General features: G+C 31.4%; 24 protein-coding genes and 1 riboswitch. Of the genes, 22 read left to right on the top strand and 2 right to left on the bottom strand.

Annotated elements, in window-relative coordinates; translation table 11 throughout:
- Positions 1–113 precede the first annotated feature (113 nt).
- The gene (locus L1S34_RS04300) at positions 114–1,124 is read right to left on the bottom strand and encodes a helix-turn-helix transcriptional regulator (protein ID WP_236362958.1); all 1,011 of its coding nucleotides are present in this window, start codon (positions 1,122–1,124) and stop codon (positions 114–116) included.
- Positions 1,125–1,519: 395 nt separating this feature from the next.
- On the opposite strand from L1S34_RS04300, the gene L1S34_RS04295 reads away from it, so the two are divergent.
- From L1S34_RS04295 to L1S34_RS04245, 11 genes are all read left to right on the top strand, one after another.
- Positions 1,520–2,878: a reverse transcriptase family protein gene (locus tag L1S34_RS04295; protein ID WP_236362957.1), complete on the top strand. Its 1,359-nt coding sequence runs from the start codon at positions 1,520–1,522 to the stop codon at positions 2,876–2,878.
- Positions 2,879–2,880: 2 nt separating this feature from the next.
- Positions 2,881–3,678, top strand: a complete 798-nt coding sequence (locus L1S34_RS04290; RefSeq protein WP_236362956.1) for a hypothetical protein — start codon at positions 2,881–2,883, stop codon at positions 3,676–3,678.
- A 563-nt stretch (positions 3,679–4,241) separates the two neighbouring features.
- A complete protein-coding gene (locus L1S34_RS04285) occupies positions 4,242–4,685 on the top strand; it encodes a hypothetical protein (protein WP_236362955.1) in 444 nt (147 codons plus the stop codon).
- 115 nt (positions 4,686–4,800) lie between these two features.
- Entirely contained in the window at positions 4,801–6,150 is a 1,350-nt protein-coding gene (locus tag L1S34_RS04280) for an ATP-dependent DNA helicase (RefSeq protein WP_236362954.1), read from the top strand.
- A gap of 58 nt (positions 6,151–6,208) precedes the next feature.
- Complete coding sequence (locus L1S34_RS04275; RefSeq protein ID WP_236362953.1) at positions 6,209–6,553, top strand: DUF3127 domain-containing protein; 345 nt, start codon at positions 6,209–6,211, stop codon at positions 6,551–6,553.
- Between the two features lie 48 nt (positions 6,554–6,601).
- On the top strand, positions 6,602–7,483 hold the full coding sequence (locus L1S34_RS04270; RefSeq protein ID WP_236362952.1) for a hypothetical protein: 882 nt from the start codon (positions 6,602–6,604) through the stop codon (positions 7,481–7,483).
- A 552-nt stretch (positions 7,484–8,035) separates the two neighbouring features.
- A complete protein-coding gene (locus tag L1S34_RS04265; RefSeq protein ID WP_236362951.1) occupies positions 8,036–8,356 on the top strand; it encodes a hypothetical protein in 321 nt (106 codons plus the stop codon).
- A gap of 51 nt (positions 8,357–8,407) precedes the next feature.
- Positions 8,408–9,472, top strand: coding sequence for a hypothetical protein (locus L1S34_RS04260; RefSeq protein WP_236362950.1), 1,065 nt, complete (start codon positions 8,408–8,410; stop codon positions 9,470–9,472).
- Between the two features lie 303 nt (positions 9,473–9,775).
- A riboswitch (SAM-I-IV-variant riboswitch) is annotated at positions 9,776–9,874 on the top strand.
- Positions 9,875–9,934: 60 nt separating this feature from the next.
- Entirely contained in the window at positions 9,935–10,603 is a 669-nt protein-coding gene (locus L1S34_RS04255; protein WP_236362949.1) for a hypothetical protein, read from the top strand.
- Positions 10,600–10,989 carry a hypothetical protein gene (locus L1S34_RS04250; RefSeq protein ID WP_236362948.1) on the top strand — a complete coding sequence of 130 codons (390 nt, stop codon included), beginning with the start codon at positions 10,600–10,602 and terminating at the stop codon, positions 10,987–10,989. Before L1S34_RS04255 ends, L1S34_RS04250 begins: the two co-directional genes overlap by 4 nt.
- Positions 10,990–11,184: 195 nt before the next feature.
- Complete coding sequence (locus L1S34_RS04245) at positions 11,185–11,577, top strand: DUF3293 domain-containing protein (protein ID WP_236362947.1); 393 nt, start codon at positions 11,185–11,187, stop codon at positions 11,575–11,577.
- Between the two features lie 230 nt (positions 11,578–11,807).
- Here the strand turns inward: L1S34_RS04245 and L1S34_RS04240 are convergent, their stop codons facing one another.
- Entirely contained in the window at positions 11,808–12,323 is a 516-nt protein-coding gene (locus L1S34_RS04240; protein ID WP_236362946.1) for a hypothetical protein, read from the bottom strand.
- 324 nt (positions 12,324–12,647) lie between these two features.
- On the opposite strand from L1S34_RS04240, the gene L1S34_RS04235 reads away from it, so the two are divergent.
- The 11 genes from L1S34_RS04235 (at position 12,648) to L1S34_RS04185 (ending at position 24,325) form a co-directional block, all read left to right on the top strand.
- Positions 12,648–13,010, top strand: coding sequence for a hypothetical protein (locus L1S34_RS04235; RefSeq protein ID WP_236362945.1), 363 nt, complete (start codon positions 12,648–12,650; stop codon positions 13,008–13,010).
- Positions 13,011–13,341: 331 nt separating this feature from the next.
- A complete protein-coding gene (locus tag L1S34_RS04230; protein WP_210788304.1) occupies positions 13,342–14,028 on the top strand; it encodes a recombinase family protein in 687 nt (228 codons plus the stop codon).
- 474 nt (positions 14,029–14,502) lie between these two features.
- The gene (locus tag L1S34_RS04225) at positions 14,503–14,877 is read left to right on the top strand and encodes a hypothetical protein (protein ID WP_210788305.1); all 375 of its coding nucleotides are present in this window, start codon (positions 14,503–14,505) and stop codon (positions 14,875–14,877) included.
- Between the two features lie 197 nt (positions 14,878–15,074).
- On the top strand, positions 15,075–15,932 hold the full coding sequence (locus L1S34_RS04220) for a DUF3347 domain-containing protein (protein ID WP_225899050.1): 858 nt from the start codon (positions 15,075–15,077) through the stop codon (positions 15,930–15,932).
- 5 nt (positions 15,933–15,937) lie between these two features.
- Positions 15,938–16,426: a heavy-metal-associated domain-containing protein gene (locus tag L1S34_RS04215; protein ID WP_210788307.1), complete on the top strand. Its 489-nt coding sequence runs from the start codon at positions 15,938–15,940 to the stop codon at positions 16,424–16,426.
- Positions 16,426–17,235, top strand: coding sequence for a hypothetical protein (locus L1S34_RS04210; RefSeq protein WP_236362944.1), 810 nt, complete (start codon positions 16,426–16,428; stop codon positions 17,233–17,235). The genes L1S34_RS04215 and L1S34_RS04210 overlap by 1 nt, the downstream gene beginning before the upstream one ends.
- Positions 17,236–17,344: 109 nt before the next feature.
- The gene (locus L1S34_RS04205; protein WP_210788309.1) at positions 17,345–17,647 is read left to right on the top strand and encodes a heavy metal-binding domain-containing protein; all 303 of its coding nucleotides are present in this window, start codon (positions 17,345–17,347) and stop codon (positions 17,645–17,647) included.
- Positions 17,648–17,735: 88 nt separating this feature from the next.
- Positions 17,736–18,296, top strand: coding sequence for a helix-turn-helix domain-containing protein (locus tag L1S34_RS04200; protein WP_210788310.1), 561 nt, complete (start codon positions 17,736–17,738; stop codon positions 18,294–18,296).
- Between the two features lie 77 nt (positions 18,297–18,373).
- Positions 18,374–20,911 (top strand): heavy metal translocating P-type ATPase, encoded by a 2,538-nt coding sequence (locus tag L1S34_RS04195; protein WP_210788311.1) that lies wholly within the window; start codon positions 18,374–18,376, stop codon positions 20,909–20,911.
- Positions 20,912–20,928: 17 nt separating this feature from the next.
- The gene (locus tag L1S34_RS04190) at positions 20,929–21,801 is read left to right on the top strand and encodes a DUF2911 domain-containing protein (RefSeq protein ID WP_210788312.1); all 873 of its coding nucleotides are present in this window, start codon (positions 20,929–20,931) and stop codon (positions 21,799–21,801) included.
- A 4-nt stretch (positions 21,802–21,805) separates the two neighbouring features.
- Positions 21,806–24,325 carry a multicopper oxidase domain-containing protein gene (locus tag L1S34_RS04185; RefSeq protein ID WP_225899051.1) on the top strand — a complete coding sequence of 840 codons (2,520 nt, stop codon included), beginning with the start codon at positions 21,806–21,808 and terminating at the stop codon, positions 24,323–24,325.
- Positions 24,326–24,593 lie beyond the last annotated feature (268 nt).

Below are 24,593 nucleotides of genomic sequence, written 5' to 3'. Positions count from 1 at the left end.
ACAGCTGACCCAATCCTATTTTAATAAGCAACAGGATTAGTGGGGAACTTTTTTTCAGAAAGAATAACATTAGGGGCAAATTCAAAAATGGTTTGTATCAATGCAGATGTAGCTTAATATTGATTCATCCCATTCAAAAGTCTATTTTTTATCCGTTCCTGTAAATGTTGAGGTTCAACAACCTTAACACTATCTCCATAAGATAAAATTAAACGTTCGAGTTCATAATTGATAATTACATTAATTTTAAGTTCCAATGTGTCAGTATTAATCCATTTATGCTTTTGTGTTTCGTGAATAGATTTGTTCTCCATATATTTTCCGGTCAATTGATTGAAATGCAAAACAACATTTTCTAAAACGGCACCTTCTGCTTTGCTAACTCCTATCATATCCGAAAAATACTCTTGCCAATCAATAGTATCATTGTGAATAAAGAGAACGTTAAATGGTGCAATTGCTACAATCCTGTCAATAGCAACATTCCAGTCTGATTTCCAACTTTCTACATGCAGCCCAAACAAAAACCATCGATGATTGTATTCCTTTAGATAATAAGGATGAAAAATATAGGTATATGGATCTTCAGTTTTAAAATCCTTATAAGTGATCTGTAGAGGTGTTTTATTTTGTACCGCATTATATAGTGTACTGAAGTGTTCGATACCTTTTAAATCTTGCGAGCTATCAAAACCGATGAAGGGTTTTTCGTGGTTGGTTATTTTTAAATCTGTTTTTAATTTGGCTATTATAGCTTGAATGCCTTCAAATTGTGGCATACCTTCAAATTGTGCTAAAACTTGTATCGCCGATTGGAACTGGTCCATCTCAACATCATTTAATGGCGCATTGTTAATCGAAAAGTTCAAATCTTCATATCGATAAATTTTCTTTTTTCCTTCAAATAGCTCCGCTAATTCGATGTTCCATCCCTCAGGACTTCTCATGAAAGCAATATCATCCCGCAGCTGACGTGTCTTTACATGTTCTTCTACACCAGTAACCTCAAAAAGAGCTTCGTTTACTGTTTCTAATAATGTGTCGAAATAATAATTTTTATATGGGTTTCTAAAACACTTATCTAAAATTTTGTAGCGAATTAAAGGGTTTTTAGTGATTGCCATTGTGGGTTTTTATTTATATTTACCAAGTTAAGAATATGCAAGGTATAAAATAAATTTATGTGTGCAGCAAAAACGCACTCTTGAATTATACGTTTGCAGAGTCAAACAAAAGTTCTTTGAAAAACCGTAGTAAAATATTGAAATGTCTATCGCAAGATAGGCTTGCCTGCTGGAAATATTATTTTTAATATTTTAAATTGGCTGGTAGTTTCAGAGTAATCTGGAACTGAATGTTAGTGATGTGATTTTAGGAACATTGATACAATGTTGTTTCAAAACCCTCACCTTTTTTGATAAATTATTTCTTTAATTATTTTAGATTTTAATTTATGATCTTTGGATACATAGAGAAAGAATAACTACTACGGTTTTTAAAAGACTTGTAAAAATATAATATGAAAATTACTCCAGAGCAAAGTAAGACTATTCAAGAAGCTTTTAAAAAAATGGATAGTAAGAATGATTTTCTCGCTTTATTGAATGAAGCGAAAAAATTAATGTATGGAGATAAAACGATTCCTTTTGAAGAAAAGCAGTTGAATTACTACATAAGTAAGGATTCAATAAAGAACAATTCTGTAAAGTCAGAAAAAAACATATCAACTGTTTTGCTTAAAGACGAAACGAGTTTTAAAGCTAGTGTGAGAAAACCATCTTATACTTCTTTTACTATAAAAAAGAAGTCTGGGACTGATAGAACTATCTATGCTCCAGTGAAAGGATTGAAAGAGTTGCAAAAAGCTCTGAATATAATATTGCAAGCAATACATGCGCCCCACATTGCTGCAACCGGCTTTGTCTTGGGTAAATCAATAGTTGATAACGCGAAGGTGCATGTTGGTCAGATTTATGTTTATAATTTAGACCTAAAAGATTTTTTTCCAAGTGTTGATAAAGCACGTGTTTGGGGTAGATTATTAGTAGCTCCTTTTAATTTAAATACTTCAGATGAAAGGAAAAAGATTGCAAATATGATTGCAGGATTATCCTGTACCCCAATGGAGGTTGAACGTTTTATAGATAACAATTGGGTTAAAATAACAACTGCTGTTTTACCACAGGGAGCGCCTACATCACCAACTTTGACAAACACAATTTGTGAAAGAATGGATAAACAATTATCAGGTGTGGCCAAACGTTTTGGTTTGAATTATACAAGATATGCAGATGATATAACATTTAGCAGTAAACACAACAGCTATGAGGTATCTCCTAACAAATTTGAAAAGATATTTGTTTCCGGAAGTAAGTTTGACAAAGAAGTAAGAAAGATTATTGCCAACCAAAATTTTCATGTAAAGGAAAGTAAAGTACGTTTACAACAAGAAGGATTTCGCCAAGAAGTAACTGGTCTAGTGGTAAATGAAAAAGTAAATGTGACCCGCCGTTACATTAAACAATTGCGTCTATGGTTATACTATTGGGAAACGTATGGCTATGATAAATCTTATTCTTTCTTCCTTCAGAAATATTGCAGGGAAAAAGGAAATGTTAAAAAAGGGCAACCTAATATGGCCATGGTTCTTGATGGAAAGCTATTATATTTAAAGATGGTGAAGGGTGAAAAGGATGAAACGTACCTGAAGATGAAAAATCGATTTGACGTTTTAGTTCTAAAAACAACTCCTTCAAAATCATTAGTACCTAATAAATCATTAGAAGTTAAGGACACAAAAGATAACATTGGTAAAAACATAGTTGATTTAATTTTAGAAATTGGATTAGAAGGAGCTATGAAAAATTATAAATCGTAACTATGCCAAAATACAGCAAAGAAAGTTTAGGAAAGCTTCTCGTTCTCATTGATGAAATATGCAAAGAGGAGGAGAATTTGTGGTTTAAAGAATCTTTGAAAAATAAATTTCACACAACTGATGACCTTCATAATTCAGAAATAAATATAAAATTAAGTTCTATCGAAAAATACTTAAAAATTGACGGTATAAAAATCATAGACTATTCTGAAATTGAAAATTTATCTGTGAGAAATCAATTATTTAGAGATTGTATAGAAATGTCCAAATACCGACTTGGAAGGATTAATGATACAATTAATTTTGATGAATATTGTCGATATGGTCATATGCAAGCCGAAGAATTAATTAATTATTACTACAATGAAAAATTTTATGGTAACTTGGATTACATTCAAGAATTTATATTGAAAAACTTTTCAATTTATAAGTTAAATAACAACTTAAAATCAATAAATCAGATTAGTTATTATGCTAAACTTTCAGCATTTATAAAAGCTTATGAATTAGAAAAAGGTCCCTTAAAAGCAACTATCGAATTTTTAAGTAGTTTAAGAAATGAATTAAGTCACAGAAATAGTTCAGATATAAATAATGAAGATTTAATACTGAGATCAATCAAAAATCTAAATATTGATGTATCAAATTCATATATTGACTATAAAAAATATTCAAAAGAAGATTTAGATCTATTCAAAAAGGGAAGATTTATTTATTTAAAAAGAAAACAAGATTACGATGAAATCATTGAAAATCTTAATTATTTGAAAGAAGCAATAATATTAGTCCTGAAAAATTAATCGTAATCTACTTAATTCGTATAATTTCCTTTTTAATGTTGAAAAGTAAAACAATCTTACTCTAAAAACTTCTTGAAATCGAAAATATTATATTCTATGTTTTAGAATTTAGAATGTCAAAATTTAGGTAAGAGTAAGCTAAGAATCTAAGTGATTTCGCTATTTTGTCTATGACTTAGGTAGTTTATAAAATGTATTATGCATAAGAGTTTAGTGGTAATGACTATAATAGCTTTAGACTCTATGTAAATGAAAGATTACATCGTTGTTGGAGAATAATAAATAATTAAAACGTTATTAAAAGAGTATATGATTTTTTAAAACACGCAGCATTTCATTATTTGAATTGCTTAGTTTATTATTTTGGTTTAAAAAATTAAGAAAACTTATAGCCAAAATCATATATTCTCGTTTCAAATCATCAATTTAACTTGACTTAGCAATCTTGAATCAAATAAAAGGTCAAAAAAACCTCAAATAAAATATTTTAATGTTTAGGAAATCTACTTTAAGTTTCGACCACTATTCAAAACAACATTAACTCACTTTAAGACTTTTATAAAATGGAAGATATAAATAATAAATATCTGGTAAGCTTAGTAAATGGTAATTTCATTCCGACAGGAAACTTCCTCGCTACAAATAACGGAGGTGTAACTTATTTTGCAAACGAGCATTTTGTAAATCAAAACAATATTCATTTTGCTGATTTGCAACAAAATATTTCAAAATTTGCAGTTATAGTAGATGAAGATGGAGCAGGAAATTGGCTTGGGACAACTTTTCGTAATATAAATTTCATTTCAAATTCAGAAGACAAATGTATTAGGTACATTGAATTAAAATCTTTAGAAGAAAAAATGAATTATGATAAAATGGATTTAGTAGAAAAACTTCTTGAACTTATCCGAAATTCATCAAACACTCAAGAAGTAAATTCTAAAATTATAGAAATAGAAAAAAAATTGATTGAAATGAATAATCAATTGGTTCAATTACAAGATTAAAAAGGATAAAACATTTTCAATAATCAATTAAAAGAATAAAAAAAAATAGCCCTGCACTAAACCTGCACACTTCCTCATTTCCTTTGTGGTGTTGAAATACTAAAGCCAACATACTATGGAAAATGCACTTACAATTTTAGACCATTTACAATTTGATTGTCCAACAGCACAACAGAAATCAGCTTTGTTAGGAATGAGTGATTTCGTTAAAGATAGTAACAAAGAGGATTTCTTCATATTATGTGGTGCTGCTGGAACAGGAAAAACATCTATTACCACAGCACTTATTGGTTATTTGAACTCAAAAGCTGTTAATTACAAAATTGCAGCTCCAACGGGCAGAGCAGCTCGAATTCTGGGTCGTAAATCTAAAACGGTAAACAGCACCATTCATTCTTTAATTTACAATACTAAGCCAAATCCTGAAACGGGTGAAGTAATATTTGAATTAAAAGAAAACACCATTAAAGAGACCACAATATACATCATTGATGAAGCATCAATAGTGTCATCAACTGTAAACAGAACAGAAGGGAGCATGTTCACATCTAAAAACTCATTGCTAAGTGATTTAATAATTTTTATTAAAAATGGAAATCCTGAAAACAAGATTGTTTTCCTTGGCGATAAAAACCAATTGCCTCCAGTTAATGAAACAGACTCAAAAGCCCTTTGTTTGGAATACCTTAAAGCAAAATTTCAATTAAATGGAACTGCCCATTTGCTTACAGAAGTAAAACGTCAAGAAGACGGAAGTTATATTCTCAAAAATGCAGTTTCCATTAGAGAAAGGATTAATGCAAATTTTGAGAAGGTTACGCTAGAAGGAGTAGAAAAACAAACTATTTCACAAGCATCATCAGCATATATAAAAGAATATCTAAATAATGGTTTTGAAAGCATAGTTTCAATTGGAGCAACCCATAAAATGAATAAAATGTTCAATAATGTGGTCCGTGAAAAATTGTTTGGAAGTAAAATCAAAACATTGACAAAAAATGACCTTTTACTAGTAACAAGTACCTGGAGAAGAAATGACTTTCAATTATACAGCGGTGATCATGTTACAGTTTTAGAAGTAAACACCTGTGATGTAGAGCAAGTAGCTGGTTTACATTTTGTTCCAGTAAAACTATTGTCAAAGTCAATAAAGGGAGTAGACGAAATTATAGAAGACTATGTATTGCTAGAGAGTATTCTAAATCCGGAAGGACTAAGATTAGAACAAGAAAATAGATTACGACACGAACGATTTACAAAAAATAAAGTGTATCGTGAAAGTGGTAATGCTGCTGATGATCGTTATATTGGTGCCATTCGAGCAACCTATGGTCATTCCATTACCTGTAACAAAGCACAAGGTGGCGAATGGGATAAAGTATTTTTGAATTCATTTTTTATACCTTCTTTAAAATATCAATATACAGCTGTCACCAGAGCCAAATCGAATCTTGTGCTTTATTGATTCGTAACTATTTGGGACAAAAAAATCATTTTAATTATAATCGCTTTCAAATAAAATTATGATGATAACGGCAACTCTTATACAAATTCTTCCTATCCAAATTGGAATGAGTAAAAATGGGCAGTGGCGTAAGCAAGACATAATTGTCGAAACAAACGGGCAGTACCCAAAAAAAATATGTGTGAGTATTTGGGGAGATAAGATAATTGAAAACCAACTTCAAATTGGTAATTCTCTAGCCATATCATACGAGTTAGAAAGCAGAGAATACAATGGTAAATGGTATACCGATGTAAAAGCTTTTAAAATAGAAGTTGTAAATAATCCTTTGACAATTACACCCAATAGCAGCTATGAAAACACAGTGGATCTACCAGAAGACGATGAAGATCTGCCTTTTTAAGGAATGTCAGTCTAAATTAGTTATTAAATTCCTCAATAAAAATACAACATGGATTCAAACACAAAAGATATCATTCAAAATCATCTTTATTGGATAGAAAATGGATTTACTAAAGATGATATAAGTAAAACACATAGTTTAGTTACTAATGGAGATCCCTTCCAAAATGTAACGATGAAAAAATTGCAGAAGAAAATGGGTGGCCAAATTAATTACAAAGACACTTTGCTATCTTCTGATTATGAGAAATTAACATTTCTATATTTGAATTACTCAGAGCACATGCTCGATTTGTCTTTCTTGAAATATTGCGTAAACTTGGAAGAAATTAAATTTGGCAATCAAAAACTTAAAAACCTTAGTGCTTTAGCAAATCTTGAAACTCTCAGAATTATTGACGCAAGTTGCAATGAAATTGAAAATATTGATATGCTTTATGCATTCAAAAATTTGGAAAAACTCAATCTGGAATACAATCCAATTTTATCATTGAAATCGATAGCACATCTTAATCAACTAAAGGAAGTTAAAATTGATGAAATTAGCGATGAAAAGTTTGTCTTTCAAATACTTAAAAGCAATAAAACTTTTTCAATTGACTATATTATCAAAGGGGATATTTTAGATTTTGGAAATTTTATATTTCCTAAATATCATATTGGATTTTCTATGAAAGAAGATTCTATTTCAATATTTTTAACAGGAATGAATGATAATTACAAATATTGTTATTCAGAAGAGGATCCAACCGATTTTCCTGAAAAATTAGTATCTCAAACCGATTTCTATGAAAGGCACCTCAATAAAATTAAGCAGGATATAACGCAAAGATTAGAAATTATTTTGGAAGAAAAAATTCAGATAAATGATGCTCAATTGTACTTTAGTAGAGAAGAATATTCCTTTGAATACACACATTTTTTTGGATAGTGCGTACTGCGTTTTCATCTAAATGGTTATTGAAATGACGACATTAATTTGTAGTTATTACATTTTTTTCAAATCTTAGTTAACAATGGGCAACTATACAAAATACATAATATTAAGTCATCTAATTTGGAGAGAAAAAGGGATAACAGAGGAATAGATTTGTAATTCTTATCGAAAGTTTAAGGATATAGATATTTTTTCTAGTGTGAACATACAGCAAATCCAAGGAAACATCGGATATCAAATAAATTACAAAACAAATAAAGAAAAAAGTTTCAGACCGTTTAGAATTAATTGTGGAGGGAACAATAATCTTTAATTGTAAAAATTGCTATACTTTTGGTTATTCTTACCATTTGAATTATGTTCATAAACTATAATTCTAGCTTTAGTTTTTGGGTAAATCGTTGAAACCTCACTACGTTGAGGGCTAGATATTGTGCCCTAATAATTACAAATTAAATTTTTAGAAAATTCACCGAGTTACCGATTTAGTGGCTGAATTTTAAAATAAAATGATAACTAATCTATAATTTCAAATATTAAAATCAAATGGGAAATATAATAAAATCAAAATGCCAGTCATGTGGTTTTTCTAATGAGTTCAGATTTGGGGGTGGCAGATTTAATTATCTAACCAATTGTCCAGTTCCAGCAATTAATAAGGAAACCTTAGAGTTTGAAAACATAAATTATTTAGCAAACAAAAATTCAGAAAAATATCTATTCTATACTGATGATGTGTTAAAAGGAAATAATCTCGATTATAATACTATCAATAACTTTGATTTAAAATTAAATATGGTCAATAATTATTGTCCTAATTGCAAGGAAAAAGCACTAGACTTTCGAGTAACAATGTTTGTCGATTAAAACAAGTAATTAAAATAGCTTTAGATCTAGGAATTTTAAATTTTAATATCTATGACACCCGAACAACTAAGATTAATTCAAAAGCTTGCAGAATTAGGCGATGTTACCAATGTAAAAAAAGCTGCGTCAAAACTTATAAATGCTATTTCAGAAATGAATATTAAAGCCATAGAGTTAATTTTAGAGGACAAGATTACGTATCAAGATACTACCAAAACTATTTTCCTTCAAAAATTGCAAGAAATCTTCAAGGAATTCCAAAAGAAGGACAATAAGCTACTTGCTTATGAGGGTAAATGTAATTCTGATGAATGTATTAATAAAAATAAAACAGGAATTGCCTTTGTTGGCAATAAATCAGGTCGCTATATCAATTTTATAATACAAGATGACGAGGTTTGTTCTGTAAAAGGCATTTACAACTGTTCTGATTTTTGCACAGATAAAAGAGTTATAGATGAAAATAAGAGACAATTAAGTTTTACTATTTATAATGATGAAAAAGTAACTTTTGTTCCTTCAGCTTCATATGACAATTTAAAAAACAAATCAATCACTGCTCTTAATGAAATGAGACAACTCAATGACAGTGAGATTTCAAAAGATAAAATAATCACTTGGATTAAGAGATATGAAGAATTATATGATTCTATCGATATGCTAAATAATTTTTACAAATATCATCATTCATTTTATTGGCTTTATGAGCATATCAATCAAATTTATCAATTCTTAATGATCGAAAATGAGGCTAAAATAGCGATTGACGAATTTAAATCAATTACTCTTGACAACGAAATAGATCTATTAAAATGGTTAGTAAAACAAGAACATTTGTATAATGATTTGATATTGTTGTTTGGTAACGTTGTATCTGAGGAAAGTTTAAAAACCGGCAAATGTGTTTTACATGAAGACTATACTGTTTACTTCAAAACAAGCATTTTACAAAACTGCATTGATTTGCAAGAGCTTTTAGATAAGTATTATTACCAAAAATTAAATAAATACAATACCCTTTCTCCAGCAGAACAAGAAGATCAAACACCTTTTGATGATGATTACGAAGAAACTTCATCATTGAAGTATCATTTACAATTAAGAGGTATTATCTAAGTTTATCTTAGTAGGTTGCTTAAAGCTTGCGGTTAATCCATTAAAAGCTAAACTTATGGGTAGAAAGGATCTACTTTTTTTATCCCATTCTTATTTCTGTAAAATACATAAATATAAAATGATTGCGACAATGGTACTAGTCTTTAGTGAGTTCATTTAATATTGTAAAATAATTCCTTGCGAGATGAAGTATTTCAAATTCAAATAAGTTTATTGAAAATTATAGATCGATATTATGACCTTAAAGATTTATGATTATTCACAATATTTGCTTGCGCAACTCAAAAATAATTTACAATATTTGTAAAGCATCAAGAATCCCGATTCATCGGGGTGCCAACCGATCAACTCACGACACGGTGGCTTAGTATGCGGAACAGTCGTTCAAATGTGTTGAGAAACCAAAATTCTTTATCGCATTTTGTCGACATAACACTAGTTTAAATTTAAATTGTTATGTTTATGAAAACATTATTTTTGAGTATTTCTGATGAAGCATCAGTAGCTCGTACTATGCCATCCTATTGCATTGATGTGGAGACTACCACTTTGGTAGTAAAAAATCTAATAAATGAATTGCCACAAACATCTTTTTTTCAAATCAAACATCAGCAGATAAACACCCTTTTCGATTTGATTGATTGTCCGCCATTTGAACTTTTGTATTTTGACGACAAAAAAGCACTCACAGGAAAAAGCTTTAGCATTCAAAACACAAAAGCACCATTTTTAGTCCAAACCCAAGCACGATTTGTGGCTTTGATCCCTCTTGGATTAAAATATATCCACATCCAAAAGTATGGGATTCAAAAAGAAGAAGGAAATTTTGCCCTTTCAACAACATTTTTGCCAACAGAAGAGCCTTATGCCAATGAAATTGCAGCTTGGACTTTGTCATTATTTGCTTTATCCAATGAAGAACTTATCGAACGTTTTAATAAGGAAATTGACAACAAAGGCTGGGTCACTGCTAGAGGATATTATTTGGATTGTCTCAAAACAGAAATTAGAAACCGACCTTTCAACAGCGATATCGTATTTGATTTTGATGCAAGCGGTAATGTAGTTGCTTTCAATTTAGGGCACAAAGTAGCGCTAGTAGATAATAAGTTACAAGCTATAAAAATATGAATAGCGTTTCATGCAAATCATTTAGGGCCCAAGTAACTATTGGTTTGAATATCGGATATACAACCGAAAGCATCTCAATTGAAACGGTAAAACACGAATTAGCTGCTGCTCAACAAGTAGTAAAAAAAGAGTTGAATGTGGTATTGAGTACTAAGATAAGAACGTGTGAAATTGTTTTCTTGGGCCAAGAAGAACCTTCTGTAGAACTAGAGTTTATTCAATATCCGAAATTTATCCAAGAAGAAGCTTTGCTAAAAAAAGCAATCCTAAAACTAACGGAATTGATGATGATGGCACTACAACAAAATAGAGTGGTAATTGTATTTAATGATGATACCATTATGCTTGAAAAATCAGAGGAAATCGATCCAAATATTGAAATATAAAGTAAATCATCAGTTGTAAAAAGATGAAAAAATTAATCTTGCACATTCCGCATTCATCCACGGAAATTCCAACAACAGAGGGATACTAACTACAAGACAAACATTTGAATCAAATTAATTGCAAAAATGAATATCAAAAAGTAAAAGCGACAGCACGAATTCAAAACCCTAAATTAATTTTTTATTGAAACAATTATGGATATAGAACATCACGACGCATTTCTAAACACAATTTATCGAGTTTTGAAGTCAGCTACTTTTGACATTAAAATCGATCAGTATCAGGAAGAATGTAACAAGTTTGAAAATTGGGCTTTCATTACGGCATGGAATCCACTACCCGACATTCTCTCAATTGAGAAAAATCAAAGTCGAAACAAAAAACTACAGCAAGACCTTGACATACTTGAACTAAAATATAGCCCAGCAATTGGAATATCCGAGGATGGTAACTGGTCCGAAGAAAGTTTTTTTATTGAAAATTGCGGCCTAAATAAAGCAAATGAACTAGCTGCCAAATATGGCCAACTAGCATTCGTATTTGGAGAAAAAGAACAAAAGGCAACCCTTCATTACACTAAATTTTAAATTATATCTCTTAACATTATAGTTTTATTTTCATAAAGACTAGTTTTCCAATTTTCGACTATTTCTTGATCCATTATATGATCTTATAAATATACTTGTAAAAACACTTGCCTGTAGTAACTTGGTGAAGCAAATTTTTTATATTTTGATTCGTAAATTCGAGCTTAGACAAGTCAAAATCAAATAAAAATATATCTCTAAAATGAAACTTATTATGGGGATAAATAGAGTCATGTAAATTTGAAATACATATTTCGTGGCTTCGGTACTTCGTACCTAATTTCTTTATTTGGTCTTAATTTTGATATTGCTCGAACGATTGAAATGTTATTATATCTCTTACTATCAGTGGTAAAACAACCGAATTCATCCCAGCTTGACACAGCGTTTTCTACATAACATTCACGATAAAATGCTGCAAGTTTACTGGTCATAAAATCTGGTTGAGACTCATAAATTGTAACTATTATACAATCTTTCAATTCTATTTCAAGACCATTATCATAGTAATATGAAGGGCATTCAGTAAAAACAAAACATGCATTATCTGGTTTATGAATAAAATATTCATAATTAAATCTTGACTTTTTGCATTTTGCAGACTTTGACCTACGTTCGTAATACCAATTTAAATGAAAAGATAAGCTACTTTTCTCTACTACATAACCGTCTACGTTTCTGATTTTAATATTAATTGCGTTTTTTTCTAACTCAGCGATCTCGCTGTTCGATTTATTTGTTTTCATAAAAAATGTGTTTGAATTAATTACCATATCAGAATTTCAACGAAAAGTTTAGTAAAAACGCGTTTTTATTTCATGAAATTAAACTATTCAGTTTAACACCGGATACTTCTTAGCTCGGTACTAATTGTGAAGCATTTGTTGGTAATACTCCAATTGAAATCTAGGAGTGGAACCATAACAAAAAAATTATTAGAATATAAAGGTATGACTATAAAGGTTGAGGATTCCTTAAACGCTTTATTAACAAACCATACACCTTTAGTGAAAATCTAAAATCTATGATTAAAAAAATAAACTTTTCTTGAAAAATGAAGTATAAGAGTTATGAAAAACAATTATAAGATGATACTGATAAAGAAAAAAATTAAAAATGGTTATATCAATTTCGTAGATGAAGTTAAAAATAATACTAAGGTAAGAATTCGAGAAGCTTATGGAAAAACTTCAAGTTGGGGAGCGACTATATCCGTTTACGACACACTCAAATACATAGAAAGAGCATATTTTAAATTTTTAAATTATGAAATGGATGTAGAAAATGTGAGAAAAGGAAATGTGCTAAACATCCGCAATGAAGTAAAAATATGTGATGTATACAGTTTTGTATGTGATGAATTTTATTTAATAACCAGTATTACTAGTAATGAAATCATCTTGGAAAATATGAGACAATTGCAAAAGCGGTAAGAGCACAAAGACAAAAATCAATATCAAATGGATATAACGCGATACCAGTTAAAAGTAAATGAAAAAAATATTCGAAACACGATAATGTATAAAACTAAAAAAGTTTACCTTCAATTAGAAATGAGACTTTGATACAGAAGAGTCTACTAGATCAAAATCTCAAAAGAAGATATTTATAAGAATGTCCATTTATTACTAATCAAAATTACTAAAGAAAATTATAGTATTTTGATGTCTATTTATAAAATAACATATTAACATTGGGTGTTGTTAATATGTTATTTTTTTTTATCTTTACTCTTTACAGTAAAAATTCTCTAGGACAAGACAAATGAAATACTACATTACTTATATTCGGACTTCAACGAAAAGACAAGATCTAGGACTTGAAGCGCAACAAAATATTATTAAGAATTTTCTAAGTAGTGAAGATGTCGTGTTATATTCATTTTCAGAGCAAGAATCTGGAAGTAAAAAAAATAGGATTGAACTAAACAAAGCAATACAAGCTTGTAAAGATAATAAGGCGGTATTATTGATTGCTAAACTTGATAGACTATCACGAAGTGTATCATTTATATCGACATTACTTGATAGCGATATCGAAATAGTAGTTGCTGATATGCCTAACGCAAATAAATTTACTTTACATATCCTAGCTAGCGTTGCCCAACAAGAACTAGATTCTATTCATAAAAGAACAACTGACGCTTTGAATGTTATAAAAAACAATATTCACCGTAATGGTTTTCATATTTCAAAGGCGGGCAATCAAATTACTAAGCTAGGTAACGGATCCTGTATTAGTGAAGAAAACAGATTACTTGGACAACAAGCCATAAAAGCAAAAAAGCTAAGTAACCATAATCTAATCAAAGCTAAGGCATTTGCTAATGTATTAAAAAAAGCAGGAAGTACTTTAACTGAAATTACCCTGCAATTAAATAACAATGGATTCAAAACTTCACAAGGTAAAAGGTTTCATTTAATGACCACCCGAAGATTATTTGACCTGTAGATGTATACTTTATTGTAAAGACTAATAAACAGAGCTCCTTAGTATAACAAACTGGACATGCTACAAATTATGATTACTACAATTAACAACAAATACGATTTACAGACTGTTTCTCAATTATGTTTTCTATCTAAATCGAAAAAAATTTAAGGTATTGATAAAGCGCATCTAAAACGAAATGAAAACCCTGCCAGACGATCCACTAATGATACTGGGGCTTAGTTTGCTAAAAATTAGTTCAAATGTTTTTGGAAACCACAATTCGTTACCGCATATTAGTTCTATTCAACTTGTTTAATTTTTAAATTGTGATGTATGCATGACGTGCAGTATTATCTAAAATGAAATCATTTTGATATAGCTAATCTATATTTTACGAAACAACTGATTGAATAATACACGTATCTATTTTTAACAGCATTTTTAACATCTAGTAATAATTTTTAATTAATTTTGTAATGCTCTTTTTAAAATATGAAAAAATACCACTTTATACTATTATTATTAGGCATGTTTCTTATGCCCAGTAATGTTATGGCTTGTGGTAAAGCTTCAGGCAAGAGTTCTTGCAAAAAAGAGGTTTCATCAACTAGAAAAGAAAAAAAGAGTTGCTGTACTAACGACAATTCAAAACAGAAAGACCACAAATCTTGCAAAGGTAATTGCGGTCATTCTAAGTGCGGATGCTCTTCAACCTGTCCAACTTCTTCAGTAAGCTTGTTATCCGAGATCATTTTTAAAAATAACATGTTTAGCTATTCTTCAATTGAGAAAGTGAAATTTTCAAACACAATACCATCAATCTCAGATGGTTTTTATTCTATTTGGCTCATTCCTAAAATAGGCTAAATCGTTTTTTGACAGCCATATTTATGTCAAATTCGTAGCATTTTGCTACTCAATCTAACAGTTTTTTCTTTTTTTTATACCTAAATGGGTATCGAAATTAATTTCCCTCTTTACTGTTATTTATCCAAATTTATTTTATCAACCAATCAAGGTAGTTTACTTTGATTACAACTTTATTTAAAATGAAAAATTCATTTATGAAAATAATGATAGCAATTACTGTATTGTTATCAACTACAAGTAATGCACAAATAAAAAATGCTAAAACTGAAAATGTAAAAATTCATGGAAATTGTGGCATGTGCGAAACCAAAATCGAAAAAGCTGGAAACATAAAAAAAATTGCCAATGTCGATTGGAACCAAGATACTCAAATGGCTACTATAACCTTTGATGCCACCAAAACAAATCAAGACGAAGTACTTAAAAGAATTGCATTAGTTGGTTACGATAGTGATAAATTCCTTGCTCCAGATGATGTTTATAGTAATCTTCACGGATGTTGTCAATATGAAAGAGTAGCAAAAATTCCTGCTAAAGAAACAACAACAGCGATGACAAGTAACGAAGACCATTCGACTCATGGTAATCAAGCTGAAGCAACTACTAAAATAGTTCAAAATGACAATCAACTTAAATCGGTTTTTGATAATTACTTTTTGGTCAAAGATGCGTTAATTGCTTCAAATGGAAATAATACTACCGCTGCTGCAAAAGAATTGGTATTGAGTATCAATACTGTTAAAATGGAAAAGCTTGAAATGGACGTTCACATGGCGTGGATGGAAGTTGTAAATACGATAAAAAAGAATGCAGAAAATATTGCTAATACAAAAGATGTTAAAATTCAACGTGACAACTTCACTACATTATCCAAAGACATGTATTCATTAATCAAAGTCTTTAAATATGAAACTCCTGTATACTATCAATTTTGTCCAATGTACAACGAAGGTGCAGGTGCTAATTGGTTAAGCAAAGAGAATGCAGTAAAAAATCCCTATTATGGCTCCATGATGCTAAGTTGTGGAAAAACGGTTGAAACTATAAAATAAATCAAATGAAAAAAGTACATATAATCATAACATCAATGGTTTTGATGTTCTCAATGCAAAGTAATGCGCAAATTGTAAAAGCCGAAATTAGAGCAACAGGTTTAACGTGTTCCATGTGTTCCAACGCTATTAACAAGCAGCTAAAAAGCATGTCAGAAGTGGCTTATGTAGCAACCGATTTGAATACCAATACATTTACAGTAACATTAAAAGAGGGTAACAGTTTAACGCCGAAAGTATTTAAAGAAAAAGTAGAAAAAGCAGGTTTTTTTATTGGTTCATTGGTGTTAACAGCAAAAGCTGAAACAATTAGGCAAGTAGGTTATATTGAAGTTAATAAAGCTCCAACTAATAATGCCGAAGTCCAAATTCAAATTTTAGACAAAGGCTATGTTACAGAGAAAGAATTTAAAAAACTATCTAAATCGCTCAAGAATGTAGCAACTTATGCTTTAAACAACGAAGACGATTTTCATGCTAAATATATAAACTAATGAGAAAGATTTTCATTTTATTAATGGTGTTTACACTTCAAAAAAATTACAGTCAAGAGTTATTTGTAGTTACCGATCCTGCGAGTAATGTGCCTGCAAATACAATAAGTGTTCGACTTTCACAATCTTTGTTTAAGGAAGAATTTGTACCGGGCTATAATTATCATTTGATGCCAGAGGTTACTTATGGGTTGAATAAAAATCTAATGTTTAGGGGCTCTGCTTTTGTGAGCAATCGAAGTAACCAATTGGTAACTGAAGGCGGAAGTTTGTATACCAAGTATCGCTTTTATTCAACCGATGATTTAAACAGTCATTTTCGTTTGGCAGCATTCGGAAGATACAGTTTCAATAATGCCGATATTCATCAAGAACAAATCGAAATTATGGGCCATAATACTGGTTTTGAAACCGGATTTGTGGCAACTAAATTGATAAAAAAAGTAGCCATAAGTTCATCCGTAAGCTTTGAAAAAGCCTTTGACAATAAACCTAATTATCCTTTTCCAGATGACTTTGGTGATAATGCAACAAATTACACCTTATCATTTGGTAAATTAATGTACCCTAAAAAGTATACCAACTACAAGCAGACTAACATCAATTTGATGGTTGAATTTGTAGGCCAAAGCATAAACAAAAGCGGTAAGTCCTATCTGGATTTTGTTCCTGCAATTCAGTTTATTATCAATAGTCAAGCGCGGATAGATTTGGCTTACCGACAAGAGTTGGTAAGTTCCATGTTAAGAACTGCGCCAAATGGCTTTTATTTTAATCTGGAGTACATCTTTTTTAATGCATCCAAGTAAGTAGTATGAATTATACAACTTAATTAGTCAAACGTGTAACATACTTAATAACAATATTTTGTACCATTACAAGACAGAAATTATTCTGCAATTTAAATAAATTAAAAAAATGAAAAAAATAATCTTTTCAGCCATAATAATGGCTTTCGTTTTGGTTTCATGTAACCAAAAAACTAAAGAAGCATCAACAACCGATTACGAAATGATGGAAAATGATTCTACAACAATGAAAAATGATGGAACAATGATGGAACACGATTCTACAATGACTGATCATTCGAAGATGGATCATTCTAACATATATGCTTGTTCAATGCATCCTGAAGTTCAAGGAAAAATGAATGACAAATGTTCTAAATGCGGTATGAAATTGACTGAACCTGTTCCAGAAAATGGTGAAGGAAGCAAATAACAGTTAATTTTTAGTCATTAGCTTAAACTAACTTTGTTAATATTTTAGCAAGGTTAGTTTATATCGTTTTAGCAAAAAACATTGTACAATGAAGCTTTACATCAAAAATATGGTTTGTGCTCGCTGCATAATGGTTGTGAAGTCCGTTTTTGAAAATATGGATATTAATCCTATTTCAGTTGAATTGGGAGAAGTTGAATTGAAACATGACATTCCCGAAAACCAAAAACAGGAATTAGTAAAAAGTCTTCGAAGTATAGGCTTTGATTTAATTAGCGACAAGAAAAGTAAAACTATCGATAAAATTAAAACACTGATTATTGATTTGGTTCAAAATAAAAACAACGATTTGAAAATTAATTTATCCAATTACCTTTCACAAGAACTGCGTCAAGATTATAATACATTGAGTAATCTTTTCTCCGAAGTCGAAAATACCACTATCGAAAAGTATTTCATTAATCAGAAAATTGAGAAAGTAAAAGAGTTGATTATGTATGATGAACTCTCATTAAGTGAAATTGCTTATTCTTTAAATTACAGTACTGTTTCACATTTGAGCAATCAATTTAAAAAAGTAACTGGCTTCTCTCCAACCTTCTTCAGGAATATAAAAACCATAAAAAGAAAACAGATAGAAGATTTATAAATTTTGCATATCAAACCCAAAATTCTGCAACTCCAAAAAAGTATTAAACTGGAAATTTGTATTTAAATAACAAAAAAATGATACATACATACAACATTACCGGAATGACTTGCGATGGTTGTCGCGCTAAAGTCGAAAAATCGTTGCATACTATTGAGGGTATTAAAGCAAAAGTTTCCCTAAATCCGCCTACAGCAACAATAACTATGGAAAAGCACATTTCAATAGAAAAGTTGCAAGAGGCTTTATCAGCCGCGGGAAAATACACTATTGAAATGAGCAAAGTGGAGGTGATCGAGTATTCAGAAACAAATAAAGCAACTGAAAAATCATGTTGCTCTACCCCATCTCATCATCATAAAAAAGAAAGTACTTTACCGAGCAATGCACAAGCAAAATATTATTGCCCTATGCATTGCGAAGGCGAAAAAGTATACGACAAAGCAGGAGATTGTCCTGTGTGTGGAATGGATTTGGTAAAAGCATCAGAGTTAACCGTTAGCAAAACGCAGTATACATGTCCAATGCATCCCGAAGTAATTCAAGAAGATCCGGGTTCATGCCCGATATGTGGAATGGATCTAGTGGCAATGGAACCAAGCGAAAGCGAAGACCAAAAGACGTATACCGATCTGGTCAAAAAAATGAAAATTGCGGTGGTGTTTACTGTTCCGATTTTCATCATTGCCATGATTGATATGGCCCATAACAATCCCTTACTACAATTAATGGATTCCGCAAAATGGAATTGGGTACAATTAATTTTTTCACTTCCTGTAGTGTTTTATGCCTGTTGGATATTTTTTGTCCGTGCTTGGAAATCAATAATCACATGGAATTTGAACATGTTTACTCTTATCGGAATTGGTACGGGAGTCTCTTTCCTTTTCAGTTTAGTTGGAATGTTTTTTCCGGATATTTTTCCCAGCGAATTCAAAACAGAACATGGAACGGTATTGTTATACTTCGAAGCGACAACCGTTATTTTAACTCTTGTATTATTAGGACAATTACTCGAAGCCCGAGCGCACAGTCAAACAAGCGGAGCAATAAAAGAATTATTAAAACTGGCACCTACCGAAGCTACTTTGGTTAGTGAAGGAAGTGACAAAGTAATTTCAATCCACGATATCAAGAAAGGCGATTTATTACGCGTAAAACCTGGAGATAAAATTCCTGTAGATGGAAAAATAACTGATGGTGAAAGCAGTATCGATGAAGCTATGATTACTGGTGAACCAATACCTGTTGACAAGAAGAAAGATGATATTATCATTGCTGGGACTATAAATGGGAATAAATCATTTGTAATGATCGCTGAAAAAGTAGGTTCCGAAACTTTACTTTCTCAAATCGTGCAAATGGTCAACGATGCCTCACGTTCAAGAGCACCTATTCAAAAATTAGCAGATAGTATTGCCAAATATTTTGTACCCACTGTGGTGATAATTTCCTTAATTACATTTTTGATTTGGGCAAATTTTGGTCCTGAACCTGCATTAGTGTATGGATTTATAAATGCAATTGCGGTTTTAATTATTGCTTGTCCATGTGCTTTAGGTTTGGCAACTCCAATGTCAGTAATGGTGGGTGTTGGTAAAGGAGCACAATCAGGCGTTTTGATTAAAAATGCTGAAGCTCTGGAGAATATGAATAAGGTTAATGTTCTGATTACAGATAAAACAGGAACCATCACTGAGGGAAAACCATCCGTGGAAAAAATTTATTCGACCAATAACAGTGATACTGATTTATTACAAAGCATTGCTTCATTAAACCAATACAGTGAGCATCCATTGGCACAAGCAGTAGTCAATTTTGCCAAATCAAAATCAATCTCATTAATTGAGGTGAAAGATTTTGAAGCAGTTGCCGGAAAAGGGGTTACAGGAACAGTATCGAATAAAAAAGTAGCATTAGGTAATAAAAAGCTAATGGAGCAAGTTAAAGCAACGGTTTCTGAAGATTTAGAAAACAAAATTATAGCCGAACAAAAACTAGGCAAAACCGTTTCTTATATTGCAGTTGATGGAATTGCAGTTGGTTTTGTGTCCATCTTGGATGCCATTAAAGAATCAAGTGCTGCAGCCATTAAAGAATTAATGCGTCAAGGTGTCGAAGTAATTATGCTCACCGGAGATAACGAAAATACTGCCAAAGCAGTTGCTGATGAATTGGGGTTAGCATCATACAAAGCTGGATGCTTACCCGAAGACAAACTGAAAGAAATAAAAAAATTACAAGCCGAAGGCAAAATTGTGGCAATGGCTGGCGATGGAATAAACGATGCTCCGGCATTGGCACAAGCAGACATTGGAATTGCAATGGGAACTGGAACCGATGTTGCCATAGAAAGTGCCAAAATCACTTTAGTAAAAGGGGATTTATTAGGTATCGTGAAAGCCAAAAATTTGAGCCATGCTGTTATGAAAAATATAAAGCAAAATCTATTCTTTGCCTTTTTCTATAATGTTTTGGGAGTTCCAATCGCAGCAGGAGTTTTGTATCCGTTTTTCGGAATTTTATTATCCCCAATGATTGCGGCTTTAGCCATGTCATTTAGTTCGGTATCAGTAATTGTGAATGCATTACGGTTAAAAAATTTAAAACTTTAAATGAAAAAATTAAAAAAATGAAAAAAATAATCTTATTAAGCATAATCCTTTTGCAATCTTTAATAGTATCAGCACAAGAAAAAGTTCAAATTAGAGTTACCACATCAAGCCCAGCAGCATCGTTTGAGCAAGAAGTAGGTAGCGCAAAAATAAAAGTAGCCTACAGCAGACCATTAGTAAGAGGCCGAAAAGTATTTGGTGAGTTAGTGCCTTTTGATAAACTTTGGCGAACAGGTGCAAGTGATTGCACAGTGATAAATACTTCCGAAGATATTTATTTTGGCAACAATCTTTTAAAAGCCGGTAGTTACTCCATATTTTCAATTCCTTCCAATAATGAGTGGACTATAATTGTTAATACTGATACTGCTTTACATGGTGAAACGGGCTACGATGAAAAGAAAGACGTGATGCGAATCAAAGTTCCCATTGAAAAAAGTCCTAATTTCTATGAAACCTTTACAATTGAATTAAATGACATTAACAGTAAAGGGGAAGCATTTCTAAAAATTATTTGGGAAAACACAATGGTAAAAATACCCCTAAAGAGTAAAGAGGACGACAATATACTTGCATTAATAGACCAACACATCACTAAAGGAAAAACCCAAGATGCTACTTTATTGTTTCAGGCAGCAAATTATTATTACAGCACCAATAGAGATTTCAAACAAGCAATAATGTGGCTTTTAGAAGCTGAAAAAGTAGACCCTCAAAATTTCTATTACCCCAATTTGAGACAAAAAATGGCTTCGGAATTACAAGATTACAACAATGCAATTGCTGCAGCAAAGAGAGCAATTACATTACTCGATAAAGAAAAAATGAAAGGTACAATCGACATCTTAAATAAAAGAATCGCAGATTGGGAAAAATTAATAAAAAATTAAAGTAATGAAATTCAAATTAGCAATCATAGTTTTTCTTTTTTTGATTAATCACGTAGCTGTCGCTCAGGTTAATTCACAAAAAACGTCTTACACCTGCGTCATGCATCCTGAAATCCAATCACCAAAACCTGGTGAATGTCCTAAATGTGGGATGGCGTTAGTTAAAGCAAAAGTTAAACCGATAAAAAAAGCAGTCGCTACAAAAAAGGTGATTTCTGAAACAAAAAAAGAAGTGAAGGAAGTTTCAGAACCCATAAAAGAAACTCCAAAAATCGTTGAAGTTCCAAAAAATATTCCTATTTCTGAAAGCAAATCTATAGTTAAGACAATAGCTAAAACAGTGAGATACGATCTATACGTTCGGGATACTCTGGTAACTATTGGTAATAAACCTACTAGAGCAATTGCTGTAAACGGTCAAATTCCAATGCCCACGCTAACCTTTACGGAAGGAGATACTGCCGAAATATACGTTCATAACGAATTAAAAGAAAGTACCTCACTGCATTGGCATGGCCTATTTTTACCCAATAAAGAAGATGGTGTACCTTACCTAACACAAATGCCAATTGAACCAGGTACAACGCATAAATATAGTTTTCCAATCATACAACACGGAACACATTGGTACCACAGTCATTCGGGTTTACAGGAGCAAATCGGGATGTACGGTTCAATGATTTTAAACAAAAGAGTTGAGGACGAAACCTTCAGAAAAGGTATTGACGATTTGCCAACAGTTCCTTTAATTTTAAGTGAATGGACCGATGTAAATCCAAATAATGTGCATCGAATGCTACACAATGCTACCGATTGGTTTGCTATTCAAAAAGGAACTACTCAAAGTTATGCAGAGGCAATCAAGCAAGGTCATTTCAAAACTAAAGTAGCAAACGAATGGAAACGCATGAATGCAATGGATGTGAGTGATGTTTACTATGATGCCTTTTTAATTAATGGTAAAAGTAATAGTCAATTATCCCAATTCAAAGGAGGCGACAAAGTACGATTACGCATTTCAAATGGTGGTGCATCAACTTATTTTTGGCTAACGTATGCAGGGGGTAAAATTACGGTTGTTGCCAATGATGGTAATGACGTTGAGCCTGTTGAAGTAGATCGATTATTAATTGCCGTTTCAGAAACCTATGATGTCGTAGTGACCATTCCTGCTGATAATACAGCGTTCGAATTTCTAGCAACTCCAGAAGACAGGACTAAATCGGCATCACTATATATTGGTGATGGTATCAAACAATTAATTTCACCATTACCAAAATTAAAATATTTTGATGGAATGAAAATGATGAACGGAATGATGAAAATGAACGGAGATTTAGATGATATGGGAATGCAAATGTCTTACAATCAAATGGACATGAATGTAGTCATGTATCCTGAAATCACTGGAGAAGTTGCAAAAAAAGAACATAGAGAAAAGAAAATAGATCATTCTATGCATTCTATCAAAATGACTGAAAACGATTATAACAGTAACCAACTTTCAGACATTACGACTTTAAATTATGCAATGTTAAAATCACCAACTAAAACCACACTGCCTCAAGATGCACCAGTAAAAGAATTACGATTTGAATTATCGGGAAACATGAACCGTTATGTTTGGAGTTTAGACAATAAAGTGGTTTCTGAAACTGATAAAATTTTAATCAAGAAAGGTGAAAATGTTAGAATTACGTTATACAACGGTTCTATGATGCGACATCCAATGCACTTGCACGGTCACGATTTTAGAGTGTTGAACGGTCAAGGAGATTATGCACCATTGAAGAACGTCATAGACATCATGCCAATGGAAACGGATGTGATTGAATTCAATGCCAATACTGAAGGCGATTGGTTTTTTCATTGCCATATTTTGTACCACATGATGGCAGGAATGGGACGCGTTTTTACCTATGAAAATCAAGCACCAAACCCATTAATTCCAAATCCAAAATTAGCACAACGCAAATTGTTTGGCGAAGACCGTAAATTTCACCTTATGGCAGAAAATGATTTTGCTACTAACGGTAATGATGGTATGGCAATGTTAAGCAACACACGTTGGAGTATTGGTACAGAATGGCGATTGGGCTACAAAGATCATCATGGTTATGAAACAGAAACTCATATTGGTAGATATATTGGCAAAATGCAATGGCTAATGCCGTTCATAGGCTTTGATTGGCGTTACCGCAAAATGGAAGAAGGTAAAATGGAAAAAAACATATTCAACCAATCCAATACAAAAGACAACCGTTCTGTTTTTAGTGCAGGTATAGAATATACGCTACCAATGCTTATAAAAGCACAAGCCGAGGTTTTTACAGATGGAAATTTTAGATTTCAATTAGAACGAATGGATATTCCTGTTTCTAAAAGAGTTCGCATGGATTTAATGTGGAATACCGATAAAGAATACATGGCAGGATTGCGCTACATCATCAAAAGAAATTTTAGTATTAAAACGCATTTCGACAGTGATATGGGATTAGGTTTGGGTGTAAATTTAAATTATTAATTATAACACATATAATTTCACTATCATTAGATCATTCACTTAAACAAAAATCGCCTTTAGGACAAGTATTCCTATTGGCGATTTTTATTATTTCAATTAACTATCATTTTATCAATTATGTGTTCAAATCATAAGTGCAACAAACTTGTTATTGACTAAAATATTTATTGTTCAAAAAGATAGTTTATTAAGCAATCTTATATTTATGGATAGTATTTTTTCGATTTTGTTCCTTTGCTTTTTTTTAATTGTAGACTAAAAAACTTAT

The organism is Flavobacterium sp. K77 (genome assembly GCF_021608205.1).
In the GTDB taxonomy this organism is placed as follows: Bacteria; Bacteroidota; Bacteroidia; order Flavobacteriales; family Flavobacteriaceae; genus Flavobacterium; species Flavobacterium turcicum.
This window is presented reverse-complemented; position numbering and strand designations above follow the sequence as displayed.

Bases quoted from the DNA above. Each gene is read 5' to 3' on its own strand.
- L1S34_RS04300 (WP_236362958.1), bottom strand. From the start codon at position 1,124: ATGGCAATCACTAAAAACCCTTTAATTCGCTACAAAATTTTAGATAAG.
- L1S34_RS04295 (WP_236362957.1), top strand. From the start codon at position 1,520: ATGAAAATTACTCCAGAGCAAAGTAAGACTATTCAAGAAGCTTTTAAA.
- L1S34_RS04290 (WP_236362956.1), top strand. From the start codon at position 2,881: ATGCCAAAATACAGCAAAGAAAGTTTAGGAAAGCTTCTCGTTCTCATT.
- L1S34_RS04285 (WP_236362955.1), top strand. From the start codon at position 4,242: ATGGAAGATATAAATAATAAATATCTGGTAAGCTTAGTAAATGGTAAT.
- L1S34_RS04280 (WP_236362954.1), top strand. From the start codon at position 4,801: ATGGAAAATGCACTTACAATTTTAGACCATTTACAATTTGATTGTCCA.
- L1S34_RS04275 (WP_236362953.1), top strand. From the start codon at position 6,209: ATGATGATAACGGCAACTCTTATACAAATTCTTCCTATCCAAATTGGA.
- L1S34_RS04270 (WP_236362952.1), top strand. From the start codon at position 6,602: ATGGATTCAAACACAAAAGATATCATTCAAAATCATCTTTATTGGATA.
- L1S34_RS04265 (WP_236362951.1), top strand. From the start codon at position 8,036: ATGGGAAATATAATAAAATCAAAATGCCAGTCATGTGGTTTTTCTAAT.
- L1S34_RS04260 (WP_236362950.1), top strand. From the start codon at position 8,408: ATGACACCCGAACAACTAAGATTAATTCAAAAGCTTGCAGAATTAGGC.
- L1S34_RS04255 (WP_236362949.1), top strand. From the start codon at position 9,935: ATGAAAACATTATTTTTGAGTATTTCTGATGAAGCATCAGTAGCTCGT.
- L1S34_RS04250 (WP_236362948.1), top strand. From the start codon at position 10,600: ATGAATAGCGTTTCATGCAAATCATTTAGGGCCCAAGTAACTATTGGT.
- L1S34_RS04245 (WP_236362947.1), top strand. From the start codon at position 11,185: ATGGATATAGAACATCACGACGCATTTCTAAACACAATTTATCGAGTT.
- L1S34_RS04240 (WP_236362946.1), bottom strand. From the start codon at position 12,323: ATGAAAACAAATAAATCGAACAGCGAGATCGCTGAGTTAGAAAAAAAC.
- L1S34_RS04235 (WP_236362945.1), top strand. From the start codon at position 12,648: ATGAAAAACAATTATAAGATGATACTGATAAAGAAAAAAATTAAAAAT.
- L1S34_RS04230 (WP_210788304.1), top strand. From the start codon at position 13,342: ATGAAATACTACATTACTTATATTCGGACTTCAACGAAAAGACAAGAT.
- L1S34_RS04225 (WP_210788305.1), top strand. From the start codon at position 14,503: ATGAAAAAATACCACTTTATACTATTATTATTAGGCATGTTTCTTATG.
- L1S34_RS04220 (WP_225899050.1), top strand. From the start codon at position 15,075: ATGAAAATAATGATAGCAATTACTGTATTGTTATCAACTACAAGTAAT.
- L1S34_RS04215 (WP_210788307.1), top strand. From the start codon at position 15,938: ATGAAAAAAGTACATATAATCATAACATCAATGGTTTTGATGTTCTCA.
- L1S34_RS04210 (WP_236362944.1), top strand. From the start codon at position 16,426: ATGAGAAAGATTTTCATTTTATTAATGGTGTTTACACTTCAAAAAAAT.
- L1S34_RS04205 (WP_210788309.1), top strand. From the start codon at position 17,345: ATGAAAAAAATAATCTTTTCAGCCATAATAATGGCTTTCGTTTTGGTT.
- L1S34_RS04200 (WP_210788310.1), top strand. From the start codon at position 17,736: ATGAAGCTTTACATCAAAAATATGGTTTGTGCTCGCTGCATAATGGTT.
- L1S34_RS04195 (WP_210788311.1), top strand. From the start codon at position 18,374: ATGATACATACATACAACATTACCGGAATGACTTGCGATGGTTGTCGC.
- L1S34_RS04190 (WP_210788312.1), top strand. From the start codon at position 20,929: ATGAAAAAAATAATCTTATTAAGCATAATCCTTTTGCAATCTTTAATA.
- L1S34_RS04185 (WP_225899051.1), top strand. From the start codon at position 21,806: ATGAAATTCAAATTAGCAATCATAGTTTTTCTTTTTTTGATTAATCAC.